The organism is uncultured Streptomyces sp., from assembly GCF_947488945.1.
GTDB lineage: Bacteria > Actinomycetota > Actinomycetes > Streptomycetales > Streptomycetaceae > Streptomyces.
The window spans coordinates 270644-286500 of the sequence record NZ_CANLBS010000001.1; the positions used below are offsets into that span (position 1 = coordinate 270644).

At 72.3% G+C, this 15857-nt stretch carries 13 protein-coding genes and 1 tRNA gene; 10 read left to right on the forward strand and 4 right to left on the reverse strand.

Going from position 1 to position 15857, the window contains the following annotated elements:
- Positions 1–71: 71 nt before the first annotated feature.
- From Q0994_RS01095 to glmS, 6 genes are all read left to right on the forward strand, one after another.
- Complete coding sequence (locus Q0994_RS01095; RefSeq protein ID WP_299527658.1) at positions 72–1679, forward strand: carboxyl transferase domain-containing protein; 1608 nt, start codon at positions 72–74, stop codon at positions 1677–1679.
- A 14-nt stretch (positions 1680–1693) separates the two neighbouring features.
- Positions 1694–3643, forward strand: a complete 1950-nt coding sequence (locus Q0994_RS01100) for a biotin carboxylase N-terminal domain-containing protein (RefSeq protein ID WP_299527660.1) — start codon at positions 1694–1696, stop codon at positions 3641–3643.
- Between the two features lie 23 nt (positions 3644–3666).
- The gene (locus tag Q0994_RS01105) at positions 3667–4626 is read left to right on the forward strand and encodes a hydroxymethylglutaryl-CoA lyase (RefSeq protein ID WP_299528125.1); all 960 of its coding nucleotides are present in this window, start codon (positions 3667–3669) and stop codon (positions 4624–4626) included.
- Positions 4627–4628: 2 nt separating this feature from the next.
- Complete coding sequence (locus Q0994_RS01110) at positions 4629–5795, forward strand: acyl-CoA dehydrogenase family protein (protein WP_299527662.1); 1167 nt, start codon at positions 4629–4631, stop codon at positions 5793–5795.
- Between the two features lie 599 nt (positions 5796–6394).
- On the forward strand, positions 6395–6670 hold the full coding sequence (locus tag Q0994_RS01115) for a hypothetical protein (protein ID WP_299527663.1): 276 nt from the start codon (positions 6395–6397) through the stop codon (positions 6668–6670).
- A 118-nt stretch (positions 6671–6788) separates the two neighbouring features.
- Positions 6789–8618, forward strand: coding sequence for a glutamine--fructose-6-phosphate transaminase (isomerizing) (glmS, locus tag Q0994_RS01120; protein ID WP_299527665.1), 1830 nt, complete (start codon positions 6789–6791; stop codon positions 8616–8618).
- A 226-nt stretch (positions 8619–8844) separates the two neighbouring features.
- On the opposite strand, the gene Q0994_RS01125 is transcribed toward glmS, so the two are convergent.
- Positions 8845–9369, reverse strand: a complete 525-nt coding sequence (locus Q0994_RS01125; protein WP_299527667.1) for a universal stress protein — start codon at positions 9367–9369, stop codon at positions 8845–8847.
- 568 nt (positions 9370–9937) lie between these two features.
- Positions 9938–10102, reverse strand: a complete 165-nt coding sequence (locus Q0994_RS01130; protein WP_299527669.1) for a hypothetical protein — start codon at positions 10100–10102, stop codon at positions 9938–9940.
- Between the two features lie 182 nt (positions 10103–10284).
- Here Q0994_RS01130 and Q0994_RS01135 point away from each other — a divergent pair, with 182 nt between their 5' ends.
- The 4 genes from Q0994_RS01135 (at position 10285) to Q0994_RS01150 (ending at position 13230) form a co-directional block, all read left to right on the forward strand.
- Positions 10285–11493: a helix-turn-helix domain-containing protein gene (locus Q0994_RS01135; protein ID WP_299527671.1), complete on the forward strand. Its 1209-nt coding sequence runs from the start codon at positions 10285–10287 to the stop codon at positions 11491–11493.
- A gap of 9 nt (positions 11494–11502) precedes the next feature.
- Entirely contained in the window at positions 11503–12108 is a 606-nt protein-coding gene (gene orn / locus Q0994_RS01140) for an oligoribonuclease (RefSeq protein WP_299527673.1), read from the forward strand.
- Between the two features lie 125 nt (positions 12109–12233).
- Positions 12234–12306: transfer RNA gene (locus Q0994_RS01145), tRNA-His, on the forward strand.
- A gap of 261 nt (positions 12307–12567) precedes the next feature.
- On the forward strand, positions 12568–13230 hold the full coding sequence (locus tag Q0994_RS01150; RefSeq protein WP_299527675.1) for an HAD family hydrolase: 663 nt from the start codon (positions 12568–12570) through the stop codon (positions 13228–13230).
- Here the strand turns inward: Q0994_RS01150 and Q0994_RS01155 are convergent.
- On the reverse strand, positions 13211–14434 hold the full coding sequence (locus Q0994_RS01155; RefSeq protein WP_299527677.1) for a helix-turn-helix transcriptional regulator: 1224 nt from the start codon (positions 14432–14434) through the stop codon (positions 13211–13213). The two genes, Q0994_RS01150 and Q0994_RS01155, sit on opposite strands and share 20 nt — an antisense overlap.
- Positions 14435–15481: 1047 nt before the next feature.
- The gene (locus Q0994_RS01160; protein ID WP_299527679.1) at positions 15482–15853 is read right to left on the reverse strand and encodes a hypothetical protein; all 372 of its coding nucleotides are present in this window, start codon (positions 15851–15853) and stop codon (positions 15482–15484) included.
- Between the last annotated feature and the right edge of the window lie 4 nt (positions 15854–15857).

Below are 15857 nucleotides of genomic sequence, written 5' to 3' on the forward strand. Positions count from 1 at the left end.
ATTAACCAGGCTCGACGACCGATCCCCGGTGATCTCCGGTCACCGGCGGCGGGGCAAGGGGGCTCGACACGATGCAGCAGGCACCGGTGCTGACGAGCGCGGCCGATCCCGCCTCCGAGGCCTGGCGGGCCAACGAGGCGGCGCATCTCGCACTCACCGACGAGTTGCGGGCGCGGCTCGCGTCCGTCCGGCTGGGCGGGGGTGAGAAGGCCCGTGCCCGGCACGTGGCACGGGGCAAGCTGCTGCCGCGGGAGCGGGTGGACGCCCTGCTGGACCCGGGCTCTCCCTTCCTGGAGCTGGCGCCGCTGGCCGCCGAGGGGCTGTACGGCGGCGCGGCCCCGGCGGCCGGGGTGATCGCCGGGATCGGCCGGGTCTCCGGCCGGGAGTGCGTGATCGTCGCCAACGACGCCACGGTCAAGGGCGGCACGTATTACCCGATGACGGTGAAGAAGCACCTGCGGGCCCAGGAGGTGGCGCTGGAGAACCGTCTCCCCTGCCTGTATCTCGTGGACTCGGGCGGGGCGTTCCTGCCGATGCAGGACGAGGTGTTCCCGGACCGGGACCACTTCGGGCGGATCTTCTTCAACCAGGCCCGGATGTCCGCGGCCGGCGTCCCGCAGATCGCGGCGGTGCTGGGTTCCTGCACGGCGGGCGGGGCGTACGTCCCGGCGATGAGCGACGAGGCCGTGATCGTGCGCGGCCAGGGCACCATCTTCCTCGGCGGTCCGCCACTGGTGAAGGCGGCGACCGGCGAGGTCGTGACGGCCGAGGAACTGGGCGGCGGCGAGGTGCACTCCCGGATCTCCGGGGTCACCGACCACCTCGCGGAGGACGACGCGCACGCCCTGCGGATCGTCCGCACCATCGTCTCCACCCTGCCCGCCCGCGGCCCGCTGCCCTGGACCGTCCGGCCCGCGGAGGAACCGAAGGCCGATCCGGCCGGCCTGTACGGCGCGGTACCGGTCGATCCCCGGACGCCGTACGACGTGCGCGAGGTGATCGCCCGGCTGGTGGACGGATCGCGGTTCGCCGAGTTCAAGGCGGAGTACGGCCAGACGCTGGTCACCGGCTTCGCGCACCTGTACGGCCACCCGGTCGGGATCGTCGCCAACAACGGCATCCTCTTCTCGGAGTCCGCGCAGAAGGGGGCCCATTTCATCGAGCTGTGCGACCAGCGCGGCATCCCGCTCGTCTTCCTGCAGAACATCTCCGGCTTCATGGTCGGCCGCGACTACGAGGCGGGCGGCATCGCCAAGCACGGCGCGAAGATGGTCACGGCCGTCGCCACCACCCGCGTGCCGAAGCTGACCGTGGTGGTTGGCGGCTCGTACGGCGCGGGCAACTACTCGATGTGCGGCCGGGCCTACTCCCCCCGCTTCCTGTGGATGTGGCCCAACGCGAAGATCTCCGTGATGGGCGGCGAGCAGGCCGCCTCGGTGCTGGCCACCGTCAAGCGGGACCAGCTCGGCGACGACTGGCCGGCCGCCGACGAGGAGGCGTTCAAGGACCCGATCCGCGCCCAGTACGAGCAGCAGGGCAACGCCTACTACGCCACCGCCCGGCTCTGGGACGACGGCGTGATCGACCCGCTCGACACTCGCCAGGTCCTCGGGCTGGCCCTGACCGCGTGTGCCAACGCGCCGCTGGGCGAGCCCGGCTTCGGCGTCTTCCGGATGTGAGGGTGAGGACTTCCATGTTCAGCACTGTTCTGGTCGCCAACCGCGGCGAGATCGCCGTACGGGTGGTGAGGACCCTGCGCGCGCTCGCCGTCCGGTCGGTCGCCGTGTACAGCGACGCGGACGCCGGCGCCCGGCACGTACGGGAGGCCGACACCGCGGTGCGGATCGGGCCGGCGCCCGCCGCGCACAGCTACCTGTCGGTCCCGGCGCTGCTGGAGGCGGCCCGCCGCACCGGCGCCGAGGCCGTCCACCCGGGATACGGGTTCCTCGCCGAGAACGCCGGGTTCGCGCGGGCCTGTGCCGAGGCGGGGCTGGTCTTCATCGGGCCGCCCGCCCCCGCCATCGCGCTGATGGGCGACAAGATCCGGGCCAAGGAGACCGTCGCGGCGGCCGGTGTCCCGGTGGTCCCCGGCTCCTCGGGCAGCGGCCTGACCGACGGGCAGCTCGTCGGGGCGGCCCGCGCCATCGGCATGCCGGTGCTGCTCAAGCCGTCCGCGGGCGGCGGCGGCAAGGGCATGCGGCTGGTGCACGACGAGGCGCTGCTCGCGGACGAGATCGCGGCGGCCCGGCGGGAGGCGACGGCGTCCTTCGGCGACGACACCCTGCTGGTGGAGCGGTGGATCGAGCGGCCGCGCCACATCGAGATCCAGGTGCTGGCCGACGGGCACGGCGGCGTGGTGCACCTCGGGGAGCGCGAGTGCTCGCTGCAGCGCCGCCACCAGAAGATCGTCGAGGAGGCTCCGTCCGTCCTGCTGGACCCGGCGACCCGGGCGGCGATGGGCGAGGCGGCGGTGCGCGCGGCGCGCTCCTGCGGGTACACCGGCGCGGGCACGGTCGAGTTCATCGTGCCGGGCGGCGACCCGTCCGCCTACTGCTTCATGGAGATGAACACCCGCCTCCAGGTCGAGCACCCGGTCACCGAACTGGTCACCGGGATCGACCTGGTGGAGTGGCAACTACGGGTCGCGGCCGGGGAGCGGCTGCCGTTCGCGCAGGAGGACATCTCCTTCAGCGGGCACGCGGTGGAGGCGCGGGTGTGCGCCGAGGATCCGGTCCGCGGCTTCCTGCCGTCCGGCGGCACGGTCCTCGCGCTGCGTGAGCCGTCCGGCGACGGCGTGCGGACCGACTCCGGGCTGAGCGAGGGCGCGGAGGTCGGCAGCCTGTACGACCCGATGCTGTCGAAGGTGATCGCCCACGGGCCGGACCGGGAGACCGCGCTGCGGCGGCTGCGGGCGGCCCTCGCGGACACCGTGATCCTCGGCGTGCCGACCAACGCGGGCTTCCTGCGCCGCCTGCTGGCGCACCCCGCGGTCGTGGCCGGCGAACTGGACACCGGCCTGGTGGAACGCGAGGCGGACGGCCTGGTCGACCCCGAGGTGCCCGAGGAGGTGTACGCGGCGGCGGCCGCGGTGCGCGGGGACGCGCTGGCGCCGGTCCCGGACGCCTCCGGGTGGACCGACCCGTTCTCCGTACCGAACGGCTGGCGCACCGGCGGCGTCCCCGTCCTCCCGTCCTTTCCGCTGCGGGTGCCGGGGCGGGAGCCGGTGGTGCGGCAGGCGCCGCCCGGAGCGGTGGTCGCGCCGGACGGGGTGAGCGTCGCGCTCGACGGCCTGACCCACCGGTTCCACCGGTCCGGGGCCTGGCTCGGCCGGGACGGCGACACCTGGCACGTCCAGGACCACGACCCGGTGGCCGCCGCGCTCGGCGGGGCGGCCCGCGCCGGGGCCGACACGCTGGCCGCCCCGATGCCGGGCACGGTCACGGTGGTGAAGGTGGCCGTCGGGGACGACGTGGAGGCCGGCCAGAGCCTGCTGGTGGTGGAGGCGATGAAGATGGAGCACGTCATCTCCGCCCCGCACGCCGGAACCGTCACCGAACTCGACGTCACGGCGGGCGCCACCGTCGCCATGGACCAGATCCTGGCCGTGGTGACGCCCGCGGCCGCCTCCGGGGAGCACGCATGAGCGACGGACCGCGCGACCTGCCCATGACCGTCCCCGCGCCGGACCTGCCCGCGCGGGTCCGCATCCACGAGGTGGGACCGCGGGACGGGTTGCAGAACGAGAAGACCACCGTCCCGACGGAGGTGAAGGCGGAGTTCGTCCACCGGCTGGCGGCGGCCGGCCTCACCACGATCGAGGCGACCAGCTTCGTGCATCCGAAGTGGGTGCCCCAACTGGCCGACGCGGAGCGGCTGTACCCGCTGCTCGGCGACATCGGCGGGGTCTCGCTGCCCGTCCTGGTGCCGAACGAGCGCGGCCTGGACCGGGCGCTGGCGCTCGGCGCCCGGTCCGTCGCGGTGTTCGGCTCGGCCACCGAGACGTTCGCCGCCCGCAACCTGAACCGGACCGTCGACGAGTCGCTCCTGATGTTCGAGCCGGTCGTGGCCCGCGCCAAGGACGCCGGGGCGCACGTGCGCGGCTACCTCTCCATGTGCTTCGGCGACCCTTGGGAGGGTGCGGTCCCCCTGGCGCGGGTGGTCCGCGTCGCCAAGGCGCTGAAGGACCTCGGCTGCGACGAGCTGTCCCTCGGCGACACCATCGGCGTCGCCACCCCCGGCCACGTACGGGCCCTGCTCACCGCCCTCACGGAGGCGGGCGTGCCGGTCTCCGTGATCGGCGTGCACTTCCACGACACCTACGGTCAGGCGCTCTCCAACACGCTGGCGGCGCTCCAGCAGGGGGTGACCACCGTCGACGCGTCGGCGGGCGGCCTCGGCGGCTGCCCGTACGCGAAGAGCGCGACCGGCAATCTCGCCACCGAGGATCTCGTGTGGATGCTCGACGGTCTCGGCATCGGGACCGGAGTCGACCTCGCCGCGCTCACCGCCACCAGCGTGTGGCTCGCCGGGGAACTGGGGCGGCCGAGCCCGTCCCGCACCGTTCGCGCCCTCGCGGGGAGCACCGACCCGGCGCCCCCGCGGACCCCGTCCCACGAGGAGCACTGACCATGGCCCTGGACCACCGGCTGACCGCCGAGCACGAGGAACTGCGGCGCACCGTCGAGGCGTTCGCCCACGACGTGGTCGCCCCGAAGATCGGCGACTACTACGAGCGCCACGAGTTCCCGTACGAGATCGTGCGCGAGATGGGCCGGATGGGCCTGTTCGGGCTGCCGTTCCCGGAGGAGTACGGCGGCATGGGCGGCGACTACCTGGCCCTCGGGATCGCCCTGGAGGAGCTGGCCCGGGTCGACTCCTCGGTGGCGATCACCCTGGAGGCCGGCGTCTCGCTGGGCGCCATGCCGGTCCACCTGTTCGGCACCGAGGAGCAGAAGCGTCAGTGGCTGCCGAAGCTCTGTGCGGGCGAGGCGCTGGGCGCGTTCGGACTCACCGAGCCGGACGGCGGCTCCGACGCCGGCGGCACCCGCACGACGGCGGTCCTGGACGAGGCCACCGACGAGTGGATCGTCAACGGCTCCAAGTGCTTCATCACCAACTCGGGCACGGACATCACGGAGTTGGTGACCGTCACGGCGGTGACCGGCCGCAAGGAGAACGGCTCCCCGCGCATCTCCGCGATCATCGTTCCCGCCGGCACGCCCGGTTTCACGGTCGCCGCCCCGTACTCCAAGGTCGGCTGGAACGCCTCCGACACCCGCGAACTGTCCTTCTCGGACGTCCGGGTCCCCCGCGCCAACCTGCTGGGCGAGGAGGGCCGCGGCTACGCCCAGTTCCTGCGCATCCTCGACGAGGGCCGCATCGCGATCTCCGCGCTGGCCACCGGCCTCGCCCAGGGCTGCGTGGACGAGTCGGTGAAGTACGCGGGCCAGCGGCACGCCTTCGGCCGCCCGATCGGCGCCAACCAGGCCATCCAGTTCAAGATCGCCGACATGGAGACCCGCGCCCACATGGCCCGGATCGGCTGGCGCGACGCGGCCTCCCGGCTGGTGGCGGGCGAGCCGTTCAAGAAGGAGGCGGCCATCGCGAAGCTGTACTCCTCGACCGTGGCCGTCGACAACGCCCGCGACGCCACCCAGATCCACGGCGGTTACGGCTTCATGAACGAGTACCCGGTCGCCCGCATGTGGCGCGACTCCAAGATCCTGGAGATCGGCGAGGGCACCAGCGAGGTGCAACGCATGCTGATCGCGAGGGAGTTGGGGCTCCCGGCCTGACGGCCCCACGGGGGCGTCCGGCGGCGTCCCGCGCCCCGGACGCCCCCGACCGGGCGGCACCACACCGTCCAGTCACCGGCCACGGGCCGCCGCCGGGCCGCACCGCGGCCGTTCACCGCCCGACTCCCGGCCGCTTTGACCCTCACGCTCCCTCGCGGGTCCCCCTCGCGCTGCCGCCGCCCTCGCCCCGGTGGCCTGAACCGCGTGCGCACCGCTCCGGGACCGGCCGAGGAACCGACCGCGCCGTACGCCCCCCGCGTTTTCGCGGACCTCCCGGATCGTCGTCGCGCGCGAGCGGCGTGACCGGTGGGACCGGTGGGAGCGACGCCCCCAGGCGCATCCGGCCGGTGCGGGGCCGTCCCGGAGACCTTCCCGGAGACCTTTTCGGCCTTCACGGACACGGACCCCCGCCACCGCCCGGACGGTGCCGCGGACGGGAGGCCCGCACGGCGGAGTCCGCCGCCGACCCACCGGGCGGTCCCGGCGCACGCCGCCCACACGCACGGGTTCCCTCTTGATCGCCCTACATTTCTCCCAGCGTTTGCCCGATTCCGGGCAGATTTCTTGCACAACCCGCCGCCACCACGCAGTATCAACGGGTGCTGGAACGCCGTACGTCTCACGACGACCTCATCGACCACCTCGTACGCTCCACCGCGCTCCCGCGCGGTGAGGCGGCCCGGGTGATCCTCGACGTGCTGGCGTACTTCGACGAGACGACCGAGGCCTTCGTCCGCCGGCGCCACCGCGAGCTGCAGTCCGGCGGCCTGGTCAACGCGGAGATCTTCGAGCGGATCGCGGACGAACTGCCGCACCGGGCGGTGGCGCCGCCGGAGCTCTCGCTCCGGCAGCTGCGCCGCATCGTCTACGGCTGACCGTCCGCCGCCGCCGGCGGGGCCGGGCGTCCTCGACCGGGCGTCCTCGACCGGGCGGACGCCCGGGAACAGGGCGGGCACACCTCATTTCTTGTACGTCGATGGAGGGGCAGAATCCATGTGCGGAATCGTCGGGTATATCGGTAAGCGCGATGTCGCGCCGCTGCTGCTGGAAGGACTCCAGCGGCTGGAGTACCGGGGGTACGACTCGGCCGGCATCGTCGTCACCCAGAAGCCCGCGGCGGGCAAGCCCGCGGTGCTGAAGATGGTGAAGGCCAAGGGCCGGGTCCGTGAGCTGGAGGCCCGCATCCCCAAGCGGTTCGCGGGCACCACCGGCATCGCCCACACCCGCTGGGCCACGCACGGCGCGCCGAGCGACGAGAACGCCCACCCGCACATGGACGCCGAGAACAAGGTCGCGGTCGTCCACAACGGCATCATCGACAACGCCACCGAGCTGCGGGCCAAGCTCGTCGCCGACGGTGTCGTCTTCCTCTCCGAGACCGACACCGAGGTGCTGGTCCACCTGGTCGCCCGCGCCCAGGCGGAGACCCTGGAGGAGAAGGTCCGCGAGGCACTGCGCTCGGTCGAGGGCACCTACGGCATCGCGGTCATGCACGCCGACTTCAACGACCGGATCGTGGTGGCCCGCAACGGCTCGCCGGTGGTCCTCGGCATCGGTGAGAAGGAGATGTTCGTCGCCTCCGACGTCGCCGCTCTCGTCGCCCACACCCGCCAGGTCGTGACGCTGGACGACGGCGAGATGGCCACCCTGAAGGCCGACGACTTCCGTACGTACACCACGGAGGGCTCGACCACGACGGCCACGCCGACCACCGTGGAGTGGGAGGCCGAGTCGTACGACATGGGCGGCCACGACACGTACATGCACAAGGAGATCTCCGAGCAGGCCGACGCCGTGGACCGCGCGCTGCGCGGCCGGATCGACGACCGGTTCTCCACCGTGCACCTCGGCGGCCTCAACCTCGACGCCCGCGAGGCGCGCGGGGTGCGCCGGATCAAGATCCTCGGCTGCGGCACCTCCTACCACGCGGGCCAGATCGGCGCGCAGCTCATCGAGGAGCTGGCCCGCATCCCCGCGGACGCCGAGCCCGCCTCGGAGTTCCGCTACCGCAACCCGGTGGTCGACCCCGACACCCTGTACGTCGCGGTGTCGCAGTCCGGCGAGACCTACGACGTGCTCGCCGCCGTCCAGGAGCTCAAGCGCAAGGGCGCCCGGGTGCTGGGCATCGTCAACGTGGTCGGCTCCGCCATCGCCCGCGAGGCGGACGGCGGCACCTATGTGCACGCCGGCCCCGAGGTCTGCGTCGTCTCCACCAAGTGCTTCACCAACACGGTGGTCTCCTTCGCACTGCTCGCCCTGCACCTCGGCCGCATCCGGGACCTGTCGGTCGCGGACGGCAAGCGGATCATCGACGGGCTGCGCAGGCTGCCCGCGCAGATCAGCGAGATCCTGGCGGGCGAGGACGAGATCAAGCGGCTCGCCGCCGAGTACGCGGACGCCAAGTCGATGATGTTCATCGGCCGGGTGCGCGGCTACCCGGTGGCCCGCGAGGCGTCGCTGAAGCTCAAGGAGGTCTCGTACATCCATGCGGAGGCCTACCCGGCCTCGGAGCTGAAGCACGGACCGCTGGCGCTGATCGAGCCCGCGATGCCGACCGTGGCGATCGTGCCGGACGACGACCTGCTGGAGAAGAACCGGGCGGCGCTGGAGGAGATCAAGGCCCGCCGGGGCCGCATCCTGGCGGTCGCCCACCAGGTGCAGGAGAAGGCGGACCACACCATCGTCGTCCCGAAGAACGAGGACGAGCTGGACCCGATCCTGATGGGCATCCCGCTCCAGCTCTTCGCCTACCACACGGCGCTGGCGCTGGGCCGGGACATCGACAAGCCGCGGAACCTCGCGAAGTCCGTCACGGTCGAGTAGCCCGGCCGCCGGGGCCGTGTCCCGGCACCGACGAGCGGGTGCTGCCCCTGGGGACGGGGGGCAGCACCCGCTCCGGCAGTCGCGGGGCGGGGGTCGCGCGGCGCACCCTCGTGTGTCGCGCGGCGTGCCCGATCCGGTTCAAGAATACGCCTGCTGACGGGTCGTCAGTCCGCACGTGCGGCGCGGCCACACGCGCGGCGGAGCGGGAGCGGGGTCGGGTCGGGGGTCAGGGGATGACGACGACCGGCCGCTGGGCGCGGCGGGCGAGACGGCCGGCGACCGAGCCGAAGATGCGGCCGACGATGCCGTGCGTGGAGCCCACCACGATGGCGTCGGCGGCGTACTCCCGGCCGACCTCCTCCAACTCGTGGCAGATGTCCCCGCCGCGCTCCACCAGCACCCACGGCACCTCGGAGAGGTAGTCCGCGCAAGCCAGTTCGAGGCCCAGCACCTCGGTGCGGTGGTCGGGCACGTCGACGAAGACGGGCGGCTCGCAGCCCGCCCAGACGGTGGTCGGCAGACGGTTGGCGACGTGGACGATGATCAGACCCGAGCCGGACCTCAGCGCCATGCCGATGGCATAGGCGAGGGCGCGCTCGCTGGACGTGGAGCCGTCGAAGCCGACGACCACCCCGTGCCGGAAGGCCGGATCACAGGAATGGCGTGCGTCTTCCGCCGTCAGCGGTTCCGACGACAGGGGGTCGGCGACCTGCTTGCGGTCTGCGGGTTCGGGAATTTCGTGACCGGCCATCGGTGTCTCGGCGAAGAGAGTCCTCGTGAGGAGGGAACGGCTAGGGGAAACACGTCAACGAGCAGGGGGACTGTTGTCCGGGAATCATCTTTCCGACCCCCTACCCCCAAGGGTACGGCGGCAAGCCTCTCCTGCCCATATCGCCGTGAAGCGTGGGCGACGCTGGAGGGAGCATGCCCCAGCGCGAGGCGTATGGCAATGCCGGTTGGGCATTACACCGAGCGACCGCGCCCCGCTCGCGCCCCCGCGCCCCGTTTTTCCGTACGGGGTGGTACGGACCATGGGGACACCCGGACGCACCTCGGGACGGTCCGGACCGCTCCGAGTTGGCCACCGCGCCACGCCGGCGGGGCCTTCGCGGACGGAGCCGGCCCGCGCCGTGCCCCCGGCCACTCCCGCGCGCCCCCGCCGCGTCCACGCCACATCACCGGCAGCACCCCTGCCGTACGGGCTCCGCGCCCTTTCGTGAGGTCCGCCGGGGGGCGCACCGGGGCGGACGGAGAGCGAGGGGAAGTGCGCCGGAGCGTGACCGGATCAGGCGCACGCAACCGCTGATTTTCAGCCAACTTCACATCTGCGCCGAAACCTTGGCGATACGGCCCGCATTCGCCAGTGCCACCTGCCAGGAAGAGACCGCGCGGTACGCTTTTACCCGACACGGACGGGCCATGATCGCCGCGCGCACTTCCCTGTGCCGCTCACGCGTGGAACGCTTCGTGATCGAACGCTTCACGCCAAGTTGCCTTGTCGACATAGTGCCGGTGGGGGAACGTGTCATTTCGGGACGGTCGGACGCAGTAGATTCGATCTTGAAGATCGAGGACTGGGGACTCGTGCAGGACCGAGGGGACACGTGCAGGAGCGACAGGCCCGTAGGGACCAGGGAGACGCGAACACCGAGGGGGGCTTAGCGTCATGAGCCAGGACTCCGCAGCCGCGACGGAGGCCGCACGGAAACTGACCGGCCGACGGCGCCGGGAAGTCGTCGCCGTGCTGCTGTTCAGCGGCGGCCCGATCTTCGAGAGCTCGATCCCGCTCTCCGTCTTCGGGATCGACCGGCAGGACGCCGGGGTTCCCCGCTACCGCCTGCTGGTGTGCGGGGGCGAGGAAGGACCGCTGCGCACCACCGGCGGGCTCGAACTCACCGCGCCCTACGGCCTGGAGGCGATCAGCAGGGCCGGCACCGTGGTGGTGCCCGCCTGGCGGTCCATCACCTCCCCGCCCCCGGTGGAGGCGTTGGACGCGCTGCGCCGCGCCCACGAGGAGGGCGCCCGCATCATCGGCCTGTGCACCGGGGCCTTCGTGCTCGCGGCCGCCGGGCTGCTGGACGGCCGCCCCGCCACCACCCACTGGATGTACGCGCCGACGCTCGCCAAGCGCTACCCCTCGGTGCACGTCGATCCGCGCGAGCTGTTCGTCGACGACGGGGACGTCCTCACCTCGGCCGGCACCGCCGCCGGGATCGACCTCTGCCTGCACGTCGTACGCACCGACCACGGCACGGAGGCCGCCGGGGCGCTCGCGCGCCGGCTGGTCGTCCCGCCCCGGCGCAGCGGCGGGCAGGAACGCTACCTCGACAGGTCTTTACCCGAGGAGATCGGTTCGGACCCGCTCGCCGAGGTGGTGGCCTGGGCGCTGGAGCACCTGCACGAGCAGTTCGACGTGGAAACGCTGGCGGCCCGCGCCTACATGAGCCGGCGCACCTTCGACCGGCGGTTCCGCTCCCTCACCGGCAGCGCCCCGCTGCAGTGGCTGATCACCCAGCGGGTGCTCCAGGCACAGCGGCTGCTGGAGACGTCGGACTACTCGGTGGACGAGGTCGCGGGTCGCTGCGGCTTCCGGTCGCCGGTCGCGCTGCGCGGGCACTTCCGCCGCCAGCTCGGCTCCTCCCCCGCCGCGTACCGGGCCGCCTACCGGGCCCGTCGTCCGGGGGCGGTGCCGGAGTCCGAGGTGCCGGTGCCCGCCCAGGGCGCGGCGGCGGTGCGGCGTCCTGCGGGGCTGGTGTCCGCCGCCTCGCAGGCGCTCTCGGGTCTGCCGGACCGGGCCGCCGGGGGCCCGGCGGGGGGTGCGGACGCCTATGCGGGCGGACGCCCGGCACTGCCGGGTCAGCGCAGCGCCCCGTAGGGTGGGCGCATGAACGACCGCATGGTGTGGATCGACTGCGAGATGACCGGGCTCTCGTTGGCGGACGACGCACTCATCGAGGTGGCCGCACTGGTCACCGACTCGGAACTGAACGTGCTCGGCGAAGGGGTGGACATCGTGATCCGCCCGCCGGACGCGGCCCTGGAGACCATGCCCGAGGTGGTGCGGCGGATGCACACCACCTCGGGTCTCCTCGACGAGCTGGCCGGGGGCACCACCCTGGCCGACGCCGAGGCCCAGGTCCTCGCGTACGTGCGCGAACACGTGAAGGAGCCGGGCAAGGCCCCGCTGTGCGGAAACTCGGTCGGCACCGACCGCGGCTTCCTCGCGCGGGACATGCAGGCCCTGGAGGGTTACCTGCACTACCGGATCGTCGATGTGTCCTCGGTCAAGGAACTGGCCCGGCGCTGGTACCCGAGGGCGTACTTCAACAGTCCGGACAAGAACGGCAACCACCGGGCGCTGGCCGACATCCGCGAGTCCATCGCGGAGCTGCGCTACTACCGGGAGGCGATCTTCGTACCGCAGCCCGGCCCGGACTCGGACCGCGCCAAGGAGATCGCGGCCCGGCACGTGCTGCCCGCCGGCGACTGACGGAACACCCGCAGGTCACGGGCCCGGAAGGGCCCGTGGACAGCGCCCGGGAAACACGTGCGCGAGCACCCCCTCGGACCCTGTACACTTTTTCTCGGCCGGTAAGAAAACCACCGGCCAGCGTGGTGGGTATAGCTCAGATGGTAGAGCACCTGGTTGTGGTCCAGGATGTCGCGGGTTCAAGTCCCGTTACTCACCCTTGATGATCAAGGCCCGATCTGTGAAAACAGGTCGGGCCTTGATCGTTCCTGGAACAGGCGGGAACACGGGAGCCCCGCACCGCACGGCAGGACCTGCGGGCCCTGCTGGGTTCGGGGCCGGCGGGCACGGACGCGTCGTCGAGTCCCCGGTCCGTCCGGGACCGCCGCCGCGCGGTGCCCCTCGCACGCGCTCAGGGGGGGCCGGGCGCCCCGGCAGGAGGGGCAGCCGTTCCGCCGGGCCTTGCATAGGATCGTCGGCATGATTCGCGCTGTGGTGTTCGATGTCGGTGAGTGCCTGGTGGACGAAACCCGCGAGTACGGGACGTGGGCGGACTGGCTTCACGTGCCCCGCCACACCTTCGCCGCCATGTTCGGCGCCGTCATTGCTCAGGGCCGCGACTACCGGGACGTGTTTCAGGAGTTCCGGCCGGGCTTCGACCTCTACGCAGAGCGCGATGCGCGTGCTGACGCGGGTCAGCCCGAGCACTTCGGGGAGTCCGACCTGTACCCCGACGTCCGCGACTCCCTCAAGGCTCTGCGCGCCGACGGACTGTGGCTGGGCATCGCGGGCAACCAGACCGTGCGCGCCGGCGGGATTCTGAGAAGCCTGTTCACCAACGACGTGGACCTCATCGGTACGTCGGACGACTGGGGCGCGAGCAAGCCCGACCCACTCTTCTTCGAGCGCGTCGCCCAGGTCGTCCCGGCCGAGCCGGGCGAGATCCTCTACGTCGGCGACCGCATCGACAACGACCTCCGCCCGGCCGTCGCCGCGGGCATGCACACCGCCCTCGTCCACCGTGGCCCGTGGGCCACTATTCAGTGGCACGACGAGGAGGCGAAGAGGCTCCCCACCTTCCGGGTGGAGAGCCTCCTCGAACTGTCGCCGCTGGTGGCGCGGTTCAACGGGCGAGAGCGCTGACCGTGGTGCTCCAGCCGTAGAGGCGCTCGTCGAGGTCTCGCACGCACTGCTGATGCTGGTACGGGGCCAGGGCCCGGCGGACCTCCCGGACCCGGTCCATGCCCGTGGCGTACCAGGTGGCCCCCAACTGGTCGAGAGCCTGGCAGGCATAGGCGGACGCCGCGTCCGGCTGCCCGGCGGCGGCCTCGACGGCGGCGAGGTCGCCGAGGATGACGGACCGCTGCTTGTCCTCAGAAGCGGGCAACTGCTCCAGGACTTGCTGGAGCGTGGCGCGCGCCTGTGGCAGGTGCCCGGCTTTCAACTGCGTGTTGCCTTTGAACGCGGAGAGCCGGACCGAACTGAACCAGTCGAGCCACGCCGGGGACTCGTGCTCGCTGCCCGCAGCCAGTACGTCCTCGCCGTGAGCGATCAGATTCAGGGCCGTCCGGGTGTTTCCGCAGCGGGTCTCGCACTCGGCTTCGACGGCGTCCAACCACGCGAGGAGCTCGGCCCCGGCCGGGCCGCGCCGGGCGTAGGTCCGAGCGGCCACCATTCGCTCGTCGGCATCGTCGCGCCGGCCGACCCAGGCGGGGATGAACGCGGTGTGCGCGAGGATCGCCGCCCCCATCAGCGCATCGTCCGCCTCGCCCGCAGCCTGCAAGGCCCGCAACCAGGTCTGGGCCGCTCGGTCCGGCTCTCGCAGATCGAAGAACTCGATACGCCCGGCCAGCAGCCACGTCTCGGCGAGGGACTCGGCCACCGTGATACGGGTTTGCCCTGCGGTCTCGGGCAGCAGCGCGCATCCCAGGGTGGCATGCGCGACGGCCGCCGGGTGCAGAGTGGCCGGCGCGACGGACCAGTAAAGCCTACGGTGCGAGCGGGTCACAGCAGCAAAGTCGGCGGCGACGGAGGCTGGCTGCATCGCGGCGGCCGCCTGCGAGGGGACCGCGGCCAGGCCCACGGCCGCAACCGTTGCACCGACGAGGCGCCGCCGAACGGGGTCCATGCCTGCCGGCGGCGTGAACCCCAGCGCATCGAGATCCTGGCCGAGCACGCGGGTGAGAGCTTGCTGCATATCGGGGTGCGGCCACGGCGGAGCAGCGGCCTCCCAGCGGCGCACCTGGCGGACTCCGACGCCCAGCACGTCGGCGAGTGCCTGCTGGGAATGGTAGCCGGCCGCCAACCGGGCGGACTTCAAGCGGGTGTTGCTGAACGTCGGTGGCACGCTGATCCTCCTGTGAGACTCATCCCGCCCAGTGTCACGGCACACCCTCTCAGTAACCACACTTCACCCGAAGCGGCGGACGAAAGTCCTCTTTTGTGCGCACAAGAGTCCCCTGCAAGCCCTCGTTTTGCGTGCCATGCACGGCAATGCTCATTACTCGTCACCGAAACCGAGGAGCCGCGATGCGTACACCGAACAGGACCGTTCCCGCCCCCGCCACATGGGCCGCGATCCGCGTTCCCCGGAGCGTCGGCCTGTCCGCCATCGGCATCCTTGGTGCTCGATCCGGCCCGGTCCTCGACCAAGACGGAGCCCTCCACTGGTTCATCAGCCCTGCGAACGTTCCCACCTGGGATGTCCCCGGCACCCGGCCGCTCGATGTCGTCGGGTACCTCGCACTGCCGCCGTCTTGCCGCGTGTCGGGTCCCGGCCCTCACTGGAGAGTCAGCCCCGGAGGCGGTGTCTGGACGACTGATGCCGCCGCACTCCAGGCCGCACTGGAAGACGCGGCCAACGCGCGGGCGATGTAGGCACGGTGAGCGCGCCGTACACCACCCCGGAGTGCCGCGTCGCCAAGACGCAGGACTGGCCCAAAGCGCACGCATACTGCCACGGACCGGGGACCACCACCGTCTGCGGCACCGTGGCGATGCGGTGGAGATGCGCCTGCGACTGCCATACCAGCGCCCAGCCCGAGGAGGGCAACCGATGACCGAACGCCCCACTCCTGCTCCCGAACGCTCGCCGACCCCTGCCGAGTGGCGCCGCCTCGCTGAGAAGGACCCCACATTGGCCAACCTGATCTGGCTTCAGGAGTCCCGGTCTCGGCGGTTGGGGCAGGGACGCTGAACGCCCGCCGGCACCTGCTGGCCGTCGGCGGTCCGGGAGCGGACGGACCTCTCGCACTGCGCCGCTCTGTTCATCACCTTGATGGTCAGCCCCCGACCGGGAACCCGGCCGGGGGCTGATCTGTTCGCGTCTCCGGCCGGAACCGGCTCGCACCGTGCGGAGGCCCGGTACGGACGGACGGCGGCCCAGCGACTCCCCTCAGCGGCCGGGGCGACCGTGCCGGTCGGGCGGTGTGCCGAGGGCCGCGGGCCGGGGCCACCAGGGCAGGACGGCGGCGGGGGCCGGACCGGCGGGCTCGGCGGGCTCCTGGGCGGCCGTCTCGGGGGGCAGCCCGAGCAGCAGTCGGGCGGCGTCGGGGGCGCCCGGTGCCGCGAACAGCGCGCAGCCGAGCCGGAGCCCCAGCCGGCCGGACGACGGTAGGGCTTCGCCGGGTTCGGCGGGCTCCTCCTCCGGCTGCGTGCGGGCCACCGGTGCGAGCCCGTCCTGCGGGGCGGACGTGTCGTGCGTGGCGTGCGGGGCGAACGTGTCGTGCGTGTCGTGCGGGACGAGTGTTTCGGCACGAGGGGTCATGCAC